Origin of the sequence: Nocardioides sp. (assembly GCF_047607185.1) — a bacterium.
In the GTDB taxonomy this organism is placed as follows: domain Bacteria; phylum Actinomycetota; class Actinomycetes; order Propionibacteriales; family Nocardioidaceae; genus Nocardioides.
In genome coordinates, this window is record NZ_JASGDQ010000001.1 from 1 (window position 1) to 16,010 (window position 16,010).

Annotated in this window: 20 protein-coding genes; 17 read left to right on the forward strand and 3 right to left on the reverse strand. The window is 68.6% G+C overall.

The window, feature by feature from the left end; genetic code table 11:
* A partial coding sequence (locus QM595_RS00005; protein ID WP_415169456.1) for a helix-turn-helix domain-containing protein occupies nt 1-326 on the reverse strand: 326 nt, incomplete at its 3' end.
* A gap of 433 nt (nt 327-759) precedes the next feature.
* On the opposite strand from QM595_RS00005, the gene QM595_RS00010 reads away from it, so the two are divergent.
* A complete protein-coding gene (locus QM595_RS00010; protein WP_415169457.1) occupies nt 760-1,227 on the forward strand; it encodes a PPOX class F420-dependent oxidoreductase in 468 nt (155 codons plus the stop codon).
* Nucleotides 1,228-1,272: 45 nt separating this feature from the next.
* Here QM595_RS00010 and QM595_RS00015 read toward each other — a convergent pair whose 3' ends face one another.
* On the reverse strand, nt 1,273-2,166 hold the full coding sequence (locus tag QM595_RS00015; RefSeq protein ID WP_415169458.1) for an SDR family NAD(P)-dependent oxidoreductase: 894 nt from the start codon (nt 2,164-2,166) through the stop codon (nt 1,273-1,275).
* Nucleotides 2,167-2,267: 101 nt separating this feature from the next.
* Here QM595_RS00015 and QM595_RS00020 point away from each other — a divergent pair, with 101 nt between their 5' ends.
* The 16 genes from QM595_RS00020 to QM595_RS00095 all read left to right on the forward strand — a co-directional run bounded on the left by QM595_RS00020 (nt 2,268) and on the right by QM595_RS00095 (nt 15,197).
* Nucleotides 2,268-3,668, forward strand: a complete 1,401-nt coding sequence (locus QM595_RS00020) for a Rieske 2Fe-2S domain-containing protein (RefSeq protein WP_415169459.1) — start codon at nt 2,268-2,270, stop codon at nt 3,666-3,668.
* A 61-nt stretch (nt 3,669-3,729) separates the two neighbouring features.
* A complete protein-coding gene (locus QM595_RS00025; RefSeq protein ID WP_415169460.1) occupies nt 3,730-4,317 on the forward strand; it encodes a 3-phenylpropionate/cinnamic acid dioxygenase subunit beta in 588 nt (195 codons plus the stop codon).
* Entirely contained in the window at nt 4,314-4,622 is a 309-nt protein-coding gene (locus tag QM595_RS00030; protein WP_415169461.1) for a hypothetical protein, read from the forward strand. The genes QM595_RS00025 and QM595_RS00030 overlap by 4 nt, the downstream gene beginning before the upstream one ends.
* Complete coding sequence (gene hcaB / locus QM595_RS00035) at nt 4,619-5,404, forward strand: 3-(cis-5,6-dihydroxycyclohexa-1,3-dien-1-yl)propanoate dehydrogenase (protein WP_415169462.1); 786 nt, start codon at nt 4,619-4,621, stop codon at nt 5,402-5,404. Before QM595_RS00030 ends, hcaB begins: the two co-directional genes overlap by 4 nt.
* 12 nt (nt 5,405-5,416) lie before the next feature.
* Nucleotides 5,417-5,611 carry a ferredoxin gene (locus QM595_RS00040; protein ID WP_415169463.1) on the forward strand — a complete coding sequence of 65 codons (195 nt, stop codon included), beginning with the start codon at nt 5,417-5,419 and terminating at the stop codon, nt 5,609-5,611.
* On the forward strand, nt 5,611-6,828 hold the full coding sequence (locus QM595_RS00045) for an NAD(P)/FAD-dependent oxidoreductase (protein ID WP_415169464.1): 1,218 nt from the start codon (nt 5,611-5,613) through the stop codon (nt 6,826-6,828). Before QM595_RS00040 ends, QM595_RS00045 begins: the two co-directional genes overlap by 1 nt.
* A complete protein-coding gene (locus QM595_RS00050) occupies nt 6,825-7,589 on the forward strand; it encodes a class II aldolase/adducin family protein (protein WP_415169465.1) in 765 nt (254 codons plus the stop codon). The genes QM595_RS00045 and QM595_RS00050 overlap by 4 nt, the downstream gene beginning before the upstream one ends.
* 93 nt (nt 7,590-7,682) lie before the next feature.
* On the forward strand, nt 7,683-8,009 hold the full coding sequence (locus QM595_RS00055; protein WP_415169466.1) for an NIPSNAP family protein: 327 nt from the start codon (nt 7,683-7,685) through the stop codon (nt 8,007-8,009).
* 59 nt (nt 8,010-8,068) lie between these two features.
* Nucleotides 8,069-9,361: an ABC transporter substrate-binding protein gene (locus QM595_RS00060; RefSeq protein WP_415169467.1), complete on the forward strand. Its 1,293-nt coding sequence runs from the start codon at nt 8,069-8,071 to the stop codon at nt 9,359-9,361.
* Nucleotides 9,362-9,400: 39 nt separating this feature from the next.
* Nucleotides 9,401-10,279 carry a branched-chain amino acid ABC transporter permease gene (locus tag QM595_RS00065; protein ID WP_415169468.1) on the forward strand — a complete coding sequence of 293 codons (879 nt, stop codon included), beginning with the start codon at nt 9,401-9,403 and terminating at the stop codon, nt 10,277-10,279.
* Nucleotides 10,279-11,178 (forward strand): branched-chain amino acid ABC transporter permease, encoded by a 900-nt coding sequence (locus QM595_RS00070; RefSeq protein WP_415169469.1) that lies wholly within the window; start codon nt 10,279-10,281, stop codon nt 11,176-11,178. Before QM595_RS00065 ends, QM595_RS00070 begins: the two co-directional genes overlap by 1 nt.
* Nucleotides 11,171-11,917, forward strand: a complete 747-nt coding sequence (locus QM595_RS00075) for an ABC transporter ATP-binding protein (protein WP_415169470.1) — start codon at nt 11,171-11,173, stop codon at nt 11,915-11,917. The genes QM595_RS00070 and QM595_RS00075 overlap by 8 nt, the downstream gene beginning before the upstream one ends.
* Before the next feature lies 1 nt (nt 11,918).
* Nucleotides 11,919-12,689, forward strand: a complete 771-nt coding sequence (locus QM595_RS00080; RefSeq protein WP_415169471.1) for an ABC transporter ATP-binding protein — start codon at nt 11,919-11,921, stop codon at nt 12,687-12,689.
* Nucleotides 12,690-12,721: 32 nt separating this feature from the next.
* The gene (locus QM595_RS00085) at nt 12,722-13,234 is read left to right on the forward strand and encodes a VOC family protein (RefSeq protein ID WP_415169472.1); all 513 of its coding nucleotides are present in this window, start codon (nt 12,722-12,724) and stop codon (nt 13,232-13,234) included.
* Nucleotides 13,235-13,273: 39 nt separating this feature from the next.
* Complete coding sequence (locus QM595_RS00090) at nt 13,274-14,038, forward strand: SDR family NAD(P)-dependent oxidoreductase (protein WP_415169473.1); 765 nt, start codon at nt 13,274-13,276, stop codon at nt 14,036-14,038.
* Entirely contained in the window at nt 14,031-15,197 is a 1,167-nt protein-coding gene (locus QM595_RS00095) for a serine aminopeptidase domain-containing protein (protein ID WP_415169474.1), read from the forward strand. Before QM595_RS00090 ends, QM595_RS00095 begins: the two co-directional genes overlap by 8 nt.
* 11 nt (nt 15,198-15,208) lie before the next feature.
* Here QM595_RS00095 and QM595_RS00100 read toward each other — a convergent pair whose 3' ends face one another.
* A complete protein-coding gene (locus tag QM595_RS00100) occupies nt 15,209-16,003 on the reverse strand; it encodes an IclR family transcriptional regulator (protein WP_415169475.1) in 795 nt (264 codons plus the stop codon).
* Nucleotides 16,004-16,010 lie beyond the last annotated feature (7 nt).

Here is a 16,010-nt window from a genome sequence, read left to right on the forward strand (position 1 = left end):
CGCGCTTGGCGTGCTCGTTGGAAGTCGAGGATCGCCTGCGCGGGGATGCGGTGGTGGGTGCCAACCTTCACGTGGGCGATCTCGCCGGCCTCGATGAGCTTCATCAGCGTCGGTCTTGACAAGCCCAGCATGGTGGCCGCCTCGGTGGTCGTGAACACCTCTTTGATCGGAATCACGACCGCCCCCGTGGTGCGTTCAGCGTCCAGCAGGGCGAGCACCTTCTCGGCGCTCTTGCGGGGAAGGCTCAGCGTAACCTTCACGTCATCTGGCGACCTGTCCAGGGCAGCGCGCAGCGTCTCGACGTCGTCTGCAAGCGGCTCGGACACGACCAGCCTCCTAGATGGAGTAAGTGGAATCTAATTGTTCTTAGTGTAAACCGGCCACGGCTGCGGGGTCCGACCCGGGCAGGATGGGGCCGTGAGCGATCTGCATGCCGAACTGGAGAGTCTGCGGGCCGAGAACGCACGCTTGCGCAAGCTTCTCAAACTCACCGACGCTGAGGCTGCTCCTGCGCGTGGCACCCAGGCGGCGTGGTTCGACAAGGCGCCGGGGTCGGTGGATGCGCGCTCGTCCTCGCAGGCATCGCCATCGCGGTCGCCAGCAGCGTCGTGCGCAGGTCGCCGTGGTGGTAGCCGACCTTCCCCGGAGCTGACAAGGCCCATCCTTCCGACACCCGTGTGAGCGACGTCAACATATCGCAGGTCGCGGGCGGCGGCCGACGGCGGAGAAGCGGAGGGGAACGCGGGGGAGAATGAGGCCATGCCACGCACGATCGCTACCAATACCAACGTCGACCTCGCCGGGCTGCTGGAGTTCGTCCGGCCGAGGCACCGGTTCGTGCTGATCACTCGCCGCGCCGACGGATCGCCGCAGGCCTCGCCGGTCACCGGCGGTGTCGACGACTCGGGCCGACTGGTGATCGCCAGCTATCCGGAGCGGGCCAAGGTGCGCAACCTCCGCGCCAACCCGGAGGTCAGCGTGCTGGTGCTCTCCGACGACTGGAGCGGCGCCTGGGTGCAGGTCGACGGCACCGGCGAGGTGCTGGACGTGCCGGAGGCGCTCGACGGGTTCGTGGAGTACTTCCGCAACATTTCCGGCGAGCACCCCGACTGGGAGGAGTACCGCCAGGCGATGGTCGACCAGGGCAAGTCGCTGCTGCGGATCACCCCGACGCGCTGGGGTCCGGTCGCGACCGCTGGCTTTCCGGCGCGCCTCGCCGACGGTTGACCCCGCCGGGACGAGAGCCGGCGCGAACCCGGTCGCGACGCCGTGTCAGAGTCCGTGGAGGGCGGCGGTGATGCCGACCTCCGCCATCGCGTCGGTGGGCACGACGTACGCACCGTGGTCCAGCACTTGGTCGAGGTTGTCCCGCACGCCCTCAGGGGTGAGCTCGGGATCGAAGTAGCCCGGGGCGGTGCCGAAGAAGACCTCGGCGACGCGACCGCCGCCGACGGAGAGCACCCGGCCGTTGAGCGGGCAGCTCTCGTGAGCCAGGTAGGCGACCGCGGGGGAGACCAATGCCGGGTCGAGATGCTTGTCGAGGGCGCCGAAGACATCGCTGGCCATTCTGGTGCTGGCGATCGGGGCGACGCAGTTGACCCGGATCCCGAACTCCTCCGCCTCGATGGCCAGTGACGCGGAGAGGCCGACGATCCCCAGCTTCGCTGCGCCATACGTCGTGGACTTCATCTTCCCGAACAGCCCCACGCCCGAGGTGGTATTGACCACTCGGCCGTAGCCCTGCTCCTTCATGTGGCTCCAGGCGGCCTGGGTGACGTGCAGCGTGCCGAAGAGGTGTACGCCGATCATGGCCTCCGCGACGTCGTCGGCGATCTCGCCGAAGGTCGGCCTGCCGCCGGTGTTGCCGGCGTTGTTGACCACGATGTCGACCCGGCCGAACTCGCTCAACGCCGTGTCCACGATGGCGCGGGCGCCCGCCGAGGTCGCCACGCTCTCGGTACTGGCGACGGCCCGACCGCCGGCGGCGCGGATCTCGGCGACCACCGACTCGGCCGGCGCGGAGCTCGGGTCGCTGCCATCCAGCGCGCCGCCGTAGTCGTTGACGACAACCGCGGCTCCGCGCGACGCGAGCAGCAGCGCGTGGGCACGGCCGAGCCCGCGGCCCGCACCAGTGACCAATGCGACCTTGTCCTCGAAGTTCAGCATGTCGGCTTACCTCCTCGTCGTGGGCGTCGATTGACAACGCCCTCTCTGTCGATCAGAGTATTGTTCTGTTTAACAGAAATCAATGGAAAGCTGAGGTCTCCATGCGCGACGCGGCAGACGTCCTCGCGAATGTCCGACGGGGGATGCTTCCGGCGCACATCTACAACGACCCCGAGGTGTTCATCGCGGAGAAGGAGCGGCTGTTCAGCCGGTCCTGGGCGTTCGTGGCGCACGAGTCGGAGGTCCCGCAGGTGGGCGACTACGTCGTGCGCCGGGTGCTGGACAACTCGTTCATCGTCAGTCGCGACCAGGCCGGCGAGGTGAGGGCGATGTTCAACATGTGCCTGCACCGGGGCATGCAGGTCTGTCGCGCCGAGCAGGGCAACGCCTCGCACTTCCGCTGCCCCTACCACGGCTGGTCTTACCGCAACGACGGCCGGATCGTCGGCCTGCCCTTCCATCAGGAGGCCTACGGCGGCGAGGAGGGCTTCACGCGCAAGGGCCAGCGACTGCTGCCGGCGCCGAGCCTGGACAGCTACAACGGCCTGATCTTCGTCTCGATGGATCCCGACGCGCCGCCGCTGCGCGAGTTCCTGGGCGACTTCGCCTTCTACCTTGACTACTACACCAAGCAGAGCGCCAGTGGCGTCGAGGTGCTCGGCCCGCAGCGGTGGCGGATCAAGGCGAACTGGAAGATCGGCGCCGAGAACTTCGCCGGCGACATGTACCACACGCCGCAGACGCACACCAGCGTCGTGGAGATCGGGCTCTTCCGCGAGCCCAAGGCGGAGAAGCGCAAGGACGGCAACACCTACTGGGCGGGCCGGGGCGGCGGAACGACGTACAAGCTTCCTCCGGGCACCTTCGAGGAACGCCTCGCGTATGTCGGCTACCCGGCCGAGATGATCGAGCGGATGAGGGCCCAATGGTCCCCGGAGCAGGTGGACGTCATCGGGCGTGACGGCTTCATGATCTCCGCCGCCTCGGTCTTCCCCAACCTCAGCCTGGTGCACAACTGGCCCAAGGTCGCCGACACCGACGACGTACTCCCGTTCATCTCGCTGAGGCAATGGCAGCCCATCAGTGAGAACGAGACCGAGGTGCTGTCCTGGTTCGTCGTCGACAAGGAGGCGCCCGAGAGCTTCAAGAAGCTGTCCTACAAGGCCTACCTGATGTGCTTCGGCAGCAGCGGGATGTTCGAGCAGGACGATGTCGAGAACTGGGTGTCGCTGACCAACATGGCCGGCGGCACGATGGCACGCCGACTGCTGCTCAACGGTCGGATGGGCATGTTGCACGATGGCACCACGTTCGTGCCCGCGCTCACCCCCGAGGAGTTCGCCGGCCCCGGCGAGGCCCGGGTGGGGTACGGCGAGTACAACCAGCGACACCTTCTCGACCTCTGGGCCAACCACCTCGAGATGCCGCCGCTGGCCACCACGCCGATCCTGATCGGCGGCCCGGCGGCTGCTCCGGCGGACCCGGTCGAGGTGGTCTCGTGAGCGAGCTTGCGAGCGAACCGAGGGCATCACGCCGGCCACGAGCGCAGCGAGGGGTGAGGTCGTGAGCACCTATGTTCCGATCGACTCGCGTCAGTCCCCTCTCGGCCAGGAGGCCTCGACCACGGCGGCGGTGGGTGACTCGCTCGGCCACGACGACGCCCGGCACCTGCTGGCCCACCGTTGGCTGGTGGAGGAGGCCTACCTTCTTGACCGCCAGGACTACAGCGCCTGGCTGGAGCTGCTGGCCGAGGACATCCACTACTTCATGCCCATCAGGGTGACCACCGCGCTCGGCACCGGCTACGACACGGCGCGGCGGATGGCCCACTTCGACGAGGACAAGTACTCCCTGAGTCGTCGCGTCGCCCGCTTCCACACCGAGCACGCCTGGACCGAGGACCCGCCCTCGCGGATCCGTCACCACCTGTCCAACATCCGTACCTTCGCGACGCCGGTCGAGGAGGAGCTGGTCGTGGAGTCGGCGGTGCTGCTCTTTCGCAGCCGGGGCGATGTCAACGAGCCGTCGCTGATCTCCGCCGGCCGCACCGACCTGCTGCGGCGCGTCGGCGAGCGGTGGCTGCTGGCTCGCCGGCACATCGCGGTCGACGAGTCGGTGCTGCGCACCCAGAACCTGGCGATCTTCCTATGAAGCTCTCCTGGGAGGGCGAGGCGGAGGACGCCGCGGCCGCCGCGCGCGCGAGCTCGGAGCTCGCGACCCTGCGGTCCGGACGTGAGGGCCAGCCCATCACGATCGGCAACGAGTTCTCCGAGATCCGCGTCTCCAAGGTGCTGACCCGCAACGGTGTCAGGCTGCTCATCGAGTCACCGAAGTCAGGACAGTGGATCTGCCTCGACCCGCTCGAGCTGGAGTCGTTGACCTGGCAGAACACCGCCACCTTCTCGGCGATGATCGGCAATCCCTTCGGTCCGCTGATCGAGGAGGGGGGCTCGTGAGCGACGGCTGGCTGAAGGACAAGCGGGCGCTGGTCGTCGGCGGCGGGTCGGGCATCGGACGAGGGGTGGTCGACGCGTTCCTCGCCGAAGGTGCTCGCGTCGGCGTCCTCGAGGTGGACCGGGCCAAGTGCGACTCGCTCTCGGGCCGGCTTCCCGAGGTGGTGGTGACGCGGGGCGACGCCGTCACCGCCGCGGCCAACGAGGAGGCGGTCGCGTCGGTCGTAGGACGCTTCGGGGGCCTCGATGTCCTGGTGAGCTGTGTCGGGATCTTCGACTTCTACCGGCCGCTGGCGGAGATCGACGTCGAGGACCTCGACGCGGCCTTCGACGAGATGTTCGCGGTCAACGTCAAGTCGATGCTGCACAGCGTCAAGGCGGCCACGCCGGCACTACGCGCGTCGCGAGGCAACATCATCCTCACCGAGTCGACCTCGGCCTACGCCCCCGGTCGAGGCGGGACGCTCTACGTCGCCTCGAAGTTCGCGGTCCGGGGCCTGGTCACCACGCTCGGCTACGAGTTGGCCCCCGAGGTGCGGGTCAACGGCGTCGCGCCGGGCGGCACCCTCGCCACCGACCTGCGCGGCCTCGCCCGGCTCGGGCTGAGCGATCGCCGGCTCGACGGTCCCGACCGGGCCGCCGAGCTCGCCGGTCGCAATCCGCTGGGGGTCGCGCTCTCCGGCGCCGACCACGCCTGGAGCTACGTGTTCCTCGCCGCCGACCGAGCACGCGGCATCTCGGGACGTGTCGTCCACTCCGACGGCGGGATGGGAATCAAGGGATGAAGGAGATCTTAGATGGCTGTCCTCAAGGCTGATCTGGCCGCCTGTCAGGGATACGCGAACTGCGTGGTCGGTGCCGACGATGTCTACGACATCGACGACAACGGCGTCGTCGTCCTGCTCAAGACCCAGGTCGACGACGACAATCGCGCCCGGGTCGAGACGGCGGCCAAGAGCTGCCCGGTCTCCGCGCTGTGGCTGGAGGACTGATGGGCCGCTCGCCGAGCCGGGGCGTCGTTATCGTCGGCGGCTCGGTGGCGGGGATCCGTACCGCGCGGGCGCTGCGGGCCAACGAATACGCCGGGAGGGTGCGTGTCGTCGAGGCCGAGACCGAGCCGCCCTATGACAAGCCACCGCTGTCCAAGGTCGCTCTCGGCGGTGAGATCCGGGTGCCGTTGATCACCGAGCGAGAAGCGGACGACCTCGGCATCGAGCTCCTTCTCGGCCGTCGCGTGACGGGCCTGCGTCCCGCCGTTCGCGAGGTGGACCTCGATGACGGCGCCATGCTCGAGTACGACGACCTGGTGATCGCCACCGGGCTCCGGGCCAGACCGGCGCCGTGGTCGCTCGACGGCGTCCACGTGCTCCGCACCCTGGCCGATGCCCGGGCGATGCGCGATCGGCTGGTGTCCGCTCGCCGCGTCCTGGTGGTCGGCGCCGGCTTCATCGGTGCCGAGATGGCATCGCTGTGCCGCGAGCGTGGCCTCGAGGTCGTCATGGTCGACCCCGTCCCGGTGCCGATGGCCCGGGTCGCCGGTCCCGAGCTGGGAGAGAGGCTCGCCGAGCTGCATCGCGTCAACGGAGTCGACACCCGGTACGGGCTGCTCGTCGCCGGCATCGAGCGGGAGGGCGATGGGCTCCGCGCCGCGCTCTCCGATGGCAGCACGGTGTCGGTCGACGTCGTCATCGTCGGGATCGGGGCCGAGCTGGACCGCTCCTGGCTGGAGCCGGCCGGGGTGCCGGTCGCGGACGGCGTCGTCTGCGACGAGCGTGGTCGGGTCAGGGGCGTCCCGCACCTGTACGCGGTCGGGGACGTGGCATCCTGGCACCAGCCCCGCCGTGGCGCGCGGGGACGGGTGGAGCATTGGACCAACGCCATCGAGCAGGCCAACTGCGTGGCCCACAACCTCGCCCACCCCGACGAGCAGATCGACCACGATCCGGTGACCTACGTATGGAGCGACCAGTACGACTGGAAGCTCCAGCTCTTCGGCGTCCGTGATCCGGCTCGACCCGCCACGGTCATCGAGCGGGCGGAGCCGTTCCGCCTGGTCGCGGTCTGGGAAGGCCGCGACGGTGGCGTCAGCGGCGGGCTGAGCGTCAACTGGCCCAAGGCGTCGGCGCAGTTGCGCAGGGCGATCGCTCGCGGGACGGCGTACGACGAGGCCTGTGCGGAGCTTCGCGCCGGGGAGCCGGTGTCGTCGTGACGGGAGAGCTGGACGCGCTTCGCGCCGAGATCGCCGAGGGCTGCCGGGTGCTGGCGGCTCGTCGGCTCGCTCCGGGGATCCTGGGGCACATCAGCCTTCGCGTGGACCACGATCGCCTCCTGGTGCGCTGTCGTGGGCCGCGTGAGAGCGGCCTTGCCGACACGACAGAGGCCGACATCAGGCTGGTCGACCTCGACGGCGGCCCCGGTGCTCCCGGGGAGCTCGACGGCGGCTACACGCCGCCGTACGAGCTGCCGCTACACACCCAGCTGCTCCGGCGCCGCCCGGACGTCACCTGCGTCGTCCACGCGCACCCGCGCGACGTGGTCGCGGCGGACCTCGCCGGATTGCCGATCCTGCCGCTCATCGGCGCGTTCGACATTCCGGGCGCCACACTGGCCGCGGCCGGGGTCCCGGTCTACTCGCGCTCGGTGCTGGTGCGCGACGCCGTGCTCGGCGACGAGGTCGCCGACGCGCTGGGCGACCGGCCCGTGGTCGTCATGCGAGGCCATGGCCTGACCTCGACCGGATCCTCGGTGCCCGAGGCGGTCCTGCGAGCCGAGTCCGTGCACACGATCGCCACGCTCTCCCTCGCGATCACCGCGTCGGGCGGCTCCTTGCGCCCGATAGAGCCACGAGACCTGGCCGAGCTCCCGGATCTGGGTGGTGGCCTGAACCTGGAGGCGGCCTGGCGCCATGAGCTGGCGCGCCTCGATCGGGCGACCGAACCTAATCCTCTGTTAAGCAGAAATAGTTTCTGATTTCATCTTGCGGAAGAATATTCCGTGGTCCAGAATGAATTCGCCGAGGGGGTCCGGCGAGGCAAGCAAGCCGAACGCGGAGGTAGAGAAGAAATGCGGCACTACGAGTTTCGTCAGTACGACCTTGCTCCCGGCTCCCGGGACAGCGTCCGTCGCTATGTCCACGAGGTCTCCAAGCCGACCTTCGAGCGACACGGCATCAAGATGATCGGTCCTTGGGAGGTCATCGCCGGGACGACCAACACCATTCGATACATCCTCGAATGGGACAGCGACCAGCATCGCGAGCAGGCCTGGGAGGCGTTCTACGCGGACGAGGAGTACCAGCGCGGCAGGGCCGAGGTCTTCCAGAGTGGCGAGGTCGTCCTGCGGACGCACATCGAGTTCTGGAAGGACATGCCGCTGCCGCCCAGCAGCTAGGCCTGCACTCGTCCCTTTCCAGTTTCCAGTCTCGGATCCCATTGACACGGAGTGAACCCATGACACCCATCTCGAGAACCGCGTCACGCGCGAGCCGGATCGCCGCCGTCGGGGCCGCGGGACTGCTGGCACTCTCGCTGGCAGCCTGCTCCAGCGACGCGGACAGCGACCAGTCGTCGACGAGCGCGAAGAAGGTCGCGCCACCGCCGTCGGGCGATCCCGCCCGCGTTCTCACCGAGAAGCCCGCGGCCAAGATCGAGGGCAAGGCCATCACGCTCGGCGTCATGAGTGCCCAGGAGGGCGCGTACGCCGAGAGCGGCAAGAGCGCCGTCGAGGGCGCGAAGTTCGCCGCCGAGCAGATCAACGCCAACGGGGGCGTCGACGGAGTCCCGATCAAGCTGGTCATTGAGGACACCCGCGGCGACGTCAGCACGGCGACCAATATCGTCCGGAAGTTCGCCACCGAGGAGAACGTCCTGGCGACCGTGGGCCCACTGCTCTCCAACGAGTGCGAGGCCAGCTGCCCGGTCGCCGACTCGCTCGGTATGCCGATGCTCGCTCCCGGTGTCGGGAAGCCCGGCGTCGTGCAGGCGGCCGGTCCGCACATCTTCCACCTGACCGCGGAGGACTGCGCCCACACCCAGGCGTCGCTGTCCGCCACGATCCAGGCGAGCGGACTGAGCACCTTCGCCATCATCGAGGACGCCAAGGACGCGACCTCGACGTACATGGCCGAGACCTGCTACCCCGAGATGATGAAGAAGCTGGGCAAGGAGATCATCACGACCCAGACCTTCACCACCGGTGACCAGAACCTCTCCGCCCAGGTGACCAACCTGAAGGCCAAGAATCCTGACGCGGTGTTCGTGGCCTCCGGCCCGGCCGACGCGGCCCGGGTCGCGATCGAGATGGACCGACAGGGCTTCCATCCCCAGATCCTGACCTCCGGCGGCATCCAGAGCGCCGGCGACGACTACATCAAGGCCGGCGGCAAGGCCGTCGAGGGGACGATCATGGCCGCCCAGTTCGACCCGACGACCACCGAGCCGGGGCCGGGCGGACTGATCAAGACCTACAAGGAGGAGACCGGCAAGACTCCCAGCCTGAACGCCGCCTTCGCCTACGACGCGGTCTACATCCTGGTCGACATCATCAAGAAGGACGGCGTCACCAACAAGGAGAGCGACCTCGCCCCGGACCGCACCAAGATCATGAAGGGTCTCGCGACCCAGGTGCAGGGCTGGGTCGGCATGGGTGGCGACACCACGCTGAAGGAGGACGGCGACGTCATCCGGGTGCCGCAGATCGCGACGGTCACCAACGGCCAGATGGTCATCACCCGACCGTCGTGACCGACTGAGCCATCCGAGCGGAAGCAGAAGAGGTCCCCGATGCTGTTGACCCAGCAGATACTCAACGGTCTCGTCCTGGGCGCGACGTACTCGCTGATCGCACTGAGCCTGACGCTCCTCATCGGAGTCCTCGGCCAGCTCAACATGGCGGCTGGCGAGACGCTGATGTTCGGTGGGTTCGTCGGTCTCGTGCTGATGACGGGAGTCGGCGCCCCCTTCGTCGTCGCTCTTCTCGGAGCGATGGCGGCGGGGGCGGGCATCGCCGTGCTGACCTACTTCCTGTCCTTCAAGTTCGTCAAGGCCGCCTACCCGACCGCGCCCGTGCTCAGCACGGTCGGGGTCGGGATCCTGCTCAGCTCCACCGCGTCCGAGATCTGGAGCAGCGAGAGCCGCGGCTTCCCCGAGGCGGTGCCGAACAAGGTCTTCGACCTCGGCTTCGTGGAGGTCACGCTGCCCCAGATCCTCGTCTTCTGCATCGCGGTCGCGACGATGGTCGCCTTGCAGGCTCTGATCCACCGGACCTCGCTCGGGCTGGCGCTCCGCGCGGTCTCCGAGCGGCCCGCGACCTCCGCGCTGCTGGGCATCCCCGTGCAGCGGATCGTGATCGCGACGTTCGTCATCTCCGGCTGTCTGGTCGGTGCGGCGGGTGTCCTGACCGGTCTGACCGTCCACACCATCAGCCCCTATATCGGGATGGACGCGACCTTGAAGGGGCTGGCGATCATGGTGCTCGGCGGGCTCGGCAACGTGACCGGCGCGGTGGCGGCCGGCTTCCTCATCGGCGTCCTCGAGGTGCTCAGCGTCGCCTACGTCTCGGCCAACTTCCGCAACGCCTTCGCGTTCATCGTGCTGATCGCGGTGCTCACGCTCCGCCCGCAGGGACTCTTCGGCACCAGGACTCGGGAGACGCGGGTCTGATGTCGGCCTACACCCAAGGTCTGGTGATCCTCACCGGCATCAATGTCATCCTGGCGCTCGGGTATTGGCTCACCGCCAACACCAATCAGTTCTCGCTGGGGCACGCCGGCTTCATGGCGATCGGCGCATATACGGCCTCGCTGCTCACCACCCAGCACGGCACGCCGCTGCCGGTGGCGATGGTCGCGGGTGGTGTGCTCGCCGGGATCGCCGGCGGCATCGTCGGGGTGCCGGGACTGCGACTCTCGATGCTGCACCTGGCGATGGTGACGGTCGCCTTCGCGCAGCTGGTGCAGATCGGGTTCTCCGTCTGGGGGTACGCCGGCGGCACCGGCGGCCTGGTGGGCATGACCGGAACCTCGATGTCACTGGTTCTCCTCACGCTTGCCGTGGTCGCGGTGGCGATCTGGCTCTTCTCCCGGTCGCGCCCCGGCCTCGAGTCGATGGCGGTACGGGACGACGAGCTCGCGGCCAAGGCCGCCGGCATCGACGTGATCCGGGTGAAGATCGCCACGTTCGTGGTCTCCGCCTTCGTCACCGGCGTGGGCGGCGCGCTGCTCGCGCACTACCTGCGCTACATCTCTCCGGAGTCCTTCGGCGTGCAGCAGTCGATCGTCATCGTGCTCTACGTCCTGTTCGGCGGGCTCTACAGCTTCTGGGGGCCGATCGTCGGCGCCGTCATCCTCACCCTGCTGCCGGAGTACGTCAGCTGGGTCGACGGCCACTACCTCTTCCTGTACGGCGGTCTGATGGTGCTGTTGATGATCATCCGGCCCCAGGGGATCGTCCAACCGCGCCGCCTGCGACGAAGCACTCCGAGCGTGCTCTTCCGGTTGGCGCGGAGCACGATCGCCCGTTCGCGACAGCCGCGTGTGATGCGAGGAGCCAGTGATGCCTGAGTCGATCCTGACCCTGTCCGGCGTAGGCCGGTCCTTCGGTGGCCTGCGCGCCGTCGATGACGTCTCGCTCGAGGTCCAAGCCGGCCACATCCACGCGATCGTGGGGCCTAACGGTGCCGGCAAGACCACGCTGTTCAACATGATCTCGGGGTTCGTCCGCGCCGATCAGGGAACGGTCACCTTCGCCGGCCGCGACATCACCCGCGACGCCGTTCACCAGCGGGTGCGGCACGGACTGGTGCGGACGTTCCAGAACATCCGGCTCTTCGGTGGGCTGACGGTGTTGGAGAACGTCCTGGTCGCGCAGCACACCCACGCGCCGAGCCTGCTCAGCCGCCGGGCGGCGGTGGAGCGACGACTCCGGGCCCGCGCCGAGGAGCTGATCGACCTGCTGGAGCTGGGGGAGTACCGAGCTCGGCTCGCGGCCGGGCTGCCCTACGGCGTACAGAAGCGGTTGGAGCTGGCCCGGGCGATGGCGGCCAACCCACGTCTGCTGCTGCTCGACGAGCCGGTCGCCGGCATGAACGAGGTGGAGTCCCGACAGATCATGCGGGACATCTTGAAGTTGCGGGCCTCGGGTGTGACGGTGTTGCTCGTCGAGCACGACATGGAGGTCGTGATGGGAGCCAGCGACCGGATCACGGTGCTCAACTTCGGCAAGATCATCGCGGCCGGAACACCCGACGACATCCTCGCCGACCGGACCGTGCGTGAGGCCTACCTCGGGGCGGAGGTCTGAGATGGCGATGCTCGAGTTGGCCGGTCTGGTCGCCGGGTACGGCGGCGTGCGGGTGTTGCACGGCGTGGACCTGGTCGTCGCCGAGGGGGAGACCGTGACCCTGCTGGGTGCCAACGGCGCCGGCAAGACCACCTTGCTCAAGGCGATCGCCGGCGACGTGCGCCCGACCGGGGGGACGATCAGCTTCGAGGGCAGGAACGTGACCGGTGACCGCGCCGAGGTCATGGCCAGGGCCGGGGTCGCTCACATCCCCGAGGGCCGCGACGTGTTCGCCCGGCTGAGCGTCGAGGAGAACCTGCGACTGGGTGGCTACCTGCGCGGGGACAAGCAGGCGCTCCGGGAGGACATCGACCAGGTCTACGACCGCTTCCCGGTGCTCGGTGACCGTCGGTCCCAGCTGGCCGGAACACTGTCGGGCGGCGAGCAGCAGATGCTCGCGATCGCCCGCGCGCTGGTCGGTCGACCACGGCTGATCATGCTCGACGAGCCCTCACTCGGACTGTCGCCGGTGATGGTCGGGGCGGTCTTCGACCTTGTTGCCGAGCTCAAGCAGGACGGTCTGACCGTGCTGCTGGTCGAGCAGAACACCCGGAACGCCCTGCGTGTCGCCGACCGCGCGTACGTGCTGGCGACCGGACGCGTCGTGTACGCCGGAGCCGCCGCCGAGCTGGCTGCGGACACCGATCTGCTGCACGCGGCGTACCTCGGTCGGCGTTCGGCCCGGGAGGAGATCGACGGGACGGACTCGTCCGTCGGCACCCTTCCTCACTAGCTCCACCCATCAACCAAGAGAGGCAAGAAGTCATGACACCCACTCCGCTCCCACGCAGCCTGAACCACGTCGCCTACGTCACCCGTGACACCGCCGCGACCCGGGCCTTCTACACCGAGGTGCTCGGGCTGAAGCTCGTCGGCTATGCCCGCGAGGAGGCGGTCGGCAGCACCGGTGAGCCGATGGCGTTCCTTCACACCTTCTTCTCGCTCGGCGACGGATCGTGCATCGCCTTCTTCGAGATCGAGGGTGTGGACATCGATCACCACGAGTCGGCGTTGCCGCGATGGGCGCCGCACCTGGCGCTCTCGTTGCCCTCGCGTGCGGAGCTGGTGACGGCCAAGGAGCGGCTGGAGGCCGCCGGCGTCGAGGTCGTCGGCATCGTGGAGCACGAGGGCATCTGGTCGTCGATCTACTTCTTCGACCCCAACGGCGTCCGTCTCGAGCTGACCTTCCAGAACCGCGCCCTGAACGACGACGACGCCGCGGCCGCCGACAGGGCGGTCGACCAGTGGCTCCAGGAGAAGCTGGCGGTCGCCTCGTGACGGGCACGGGATCGGGGCCGTCCGTCGGACAGGGGCGGCATGAATAGCCTCCGCAGATTCGAGGACCGCTCCGTCGTCGTCACCGGCGCCGCCTCGGGCATCGGTCGGCAGACAGCCGTCGCGTTCGCCCGCGAGGGCGCTCGGGTGACCGTCGCCGACATCAACGGCGAAGGCGCCGAGGAGACCGTCACGCTCATCAACGGCGCGGGCGGCACCGCTCGCGCCGCGGTGCTCGACGTCTCGGAGGAGGCGGCTGTCGCCGGGATGGTCGAGGACGCCGTCGCGGCGTACGGCGCTTTGCACGTGCTGCACAACAACGCCTATTGGAGTCCGCTCAACCGCACCGTGGTGACCACCACGCTCGAGGAGTGGGATCGATCCATGGCGGTGACCGTGCGCGGTGTCTACCTCGGCTGCCGGTTCGCGATCCCTCACATGATCGCCGGCGGTGGTGGCGTCATCGTCAACACCGCCTCCACGTCGGCACTGGCCGCCAGCCCGTCGTTCGCCGCCTACATCGCCGCCAAGGGCGCGGTGGTCTCGCTGACCCGCTCGATCGCCTTCGACTTCGCCGGGCAGGGCATCCGCTGCAACGCCGTCGCGCCGGGTCTGATCAGGACCCCGGCCACCGAAGAGGTCTTCGCGGACCCGAGCCGGCTGGAGTTCCTGACCCAGCGGATCCTGGTCGGCCGTGCGGGCGAGCCCGAGGAGATCGCGCAAGCGGTGCTCTACCTGGCGAGCGATGCCGCCGCCTTCATGACCGGCCAGACCATGGTCGTCGACGGGGGACGCACCGTTGCCTGAGCCGAGCCTCCGACCCGAGATCGAGCTTCTCGGCATCCCGATGGGTGCCAGCCATCGCCTCGACATCTACTCCGGTGTGGCGAGGATGGCCGGCAAGATCTGGGGATCGCTCCACCGGGCGGGCCAACCGTCGCGGACGGCGATCGTCATCGTCCACCCGAGCTCCAGCTTCTTGGGCCATTATCTGCTCGGGCCGCTCGCGGCAAGGGGCGTGGACGCTGTCGGGCTCTGCACTCGCTATCTCGGCAACGACAGCGCGCTGGTCATGGAGAACTGCGTGCTCGATGTGGGATCGGCGGTGTCCTACCTGCGCACGGAACGTGGCTACGACCACGTCGTCCTGGTCGGCAACTCCGGCGGTGGCGGCCTTACGGCGCTCTACCAGAGCCAGGCCGAGTCGGCCACGATCCGTGCGACGCCCGCCGGCGACCCGCCGGACCTCACCGTCGCGTCGCTGCCCCCGGTCGACGCGTTGGTGGAGCTGATGGCCCATCCGGGCCGTGCCGCGGTGTATACCGAGGCGCTCGACCCGGCCATCCTCGACGAGGCGGACCCGTTTCGGCGCGACCCCGACCTCGACATGTTCGACTCGCGCAACGGGCCGCCGTACTCCGAGGAGTTCCTGGCTCGCTATCGGGCCGCACAGGTGGCGCGGAACCGGCGGATCACCGACTGGGTGCGCGCGCGGCTCGACCTGCTCGCGGGGGATCCGGAGGGCCCCGACGACCTGCCGTTCCTGGTGCACGGCACGACGGCGGACCCGCGATTCCTCGACGTCACGATCGACCCCTCCGATCGCGAGCCCGGGACGATGTGGGGACCGCCGCGCCGGGCGAACTTCCAACCGGTCTCGCTCGGTCACCACACCAGCCTGCGCTCGTGGCTGAGCCAGTGGAGCCTCGACGAGTCGAACTGCGACGGCCCCGCCCATATCGCGCGCACCAGTGTCCCGACGCTGGTGATGTACGGCACCGCCGACCAGGTCTGCTTCCCCTCGCACGCCCGTGCCCTGTACGACGCGGTTCCCCACGAGAACAAGCGACTGCTGGCTGTCACAGGCGGCTCGCACTACCTGATCGGACAGCCCGAGCACGTCGCCCATGTCGCCGACACGGTGATCGACTGGCTCGGCGAGAACGGGCTGGTCGACGGCCGCTGAGAGCGCGCGGACTACAGGAAGTACTCGGCCACCTCGTTCGCCACGCCACGGAGCTCGTCGGCGATCTCGGTCCGCACCTGCTCGGTCATCCGACCGCGAGGGGCGGACACGTTGAGGGCGTAACGGGAGGCGCCGTATTCGCCGAGCGGAATCGCCACCGAGGCGACTCCCTCCTCGCTTTCCTCCTCGCTGGTCGCGTAACCGTCGCGGCGGACTTTGGCGATCTGGCGCAGCAGCGTCGAGCGTTTGGTGATGGATTTCCTCGTTAGTCCCGGCAGCTGTTCCTCGGGATAGAGAGCGTCAAGTGTTTCGTCGTCCAACATCGACAGCAGCGCCTTGCCCGACGACGTGCAGTGCGCCGGCATCGTCATGCCCAGTCGGGAGCCCACTCGGACCGCTCGCGGGCTCTCGACCGAGTCGACGAACGTCACGGTGTCGCGGTCGAGCCGGCCCAGGTGGACGGTCTCGCCCAGGCTCGCCGAGAGGCGCTGCAGGACCGGGTGCAGGCGCTCGCGAATGTCCGACTGTCGCAGCACCGCGAAGGCGATGGTCGTCAGCGTGGGGCCGGGCTCGTACGCGCGAGAGCTCGCCGCCTGTCGGACGAAGCCACGGTACTGGAGCATCGCCAACAACCGGTGCGCGGTCGAGGAGGCGACCCCGAGATACTCGCTGACGTCGGTTAGCCGGATGCTGCTGTGTTCACCCAGGAGAAGCAAGATCCGGAGCGCGTTGTCGACAGACTCAATGGGGTACTGAGGACGCGGCCCCTCACCACTGCTGCCCTTGGCTTTGCGGTCTTTCTTCACGTCCGAA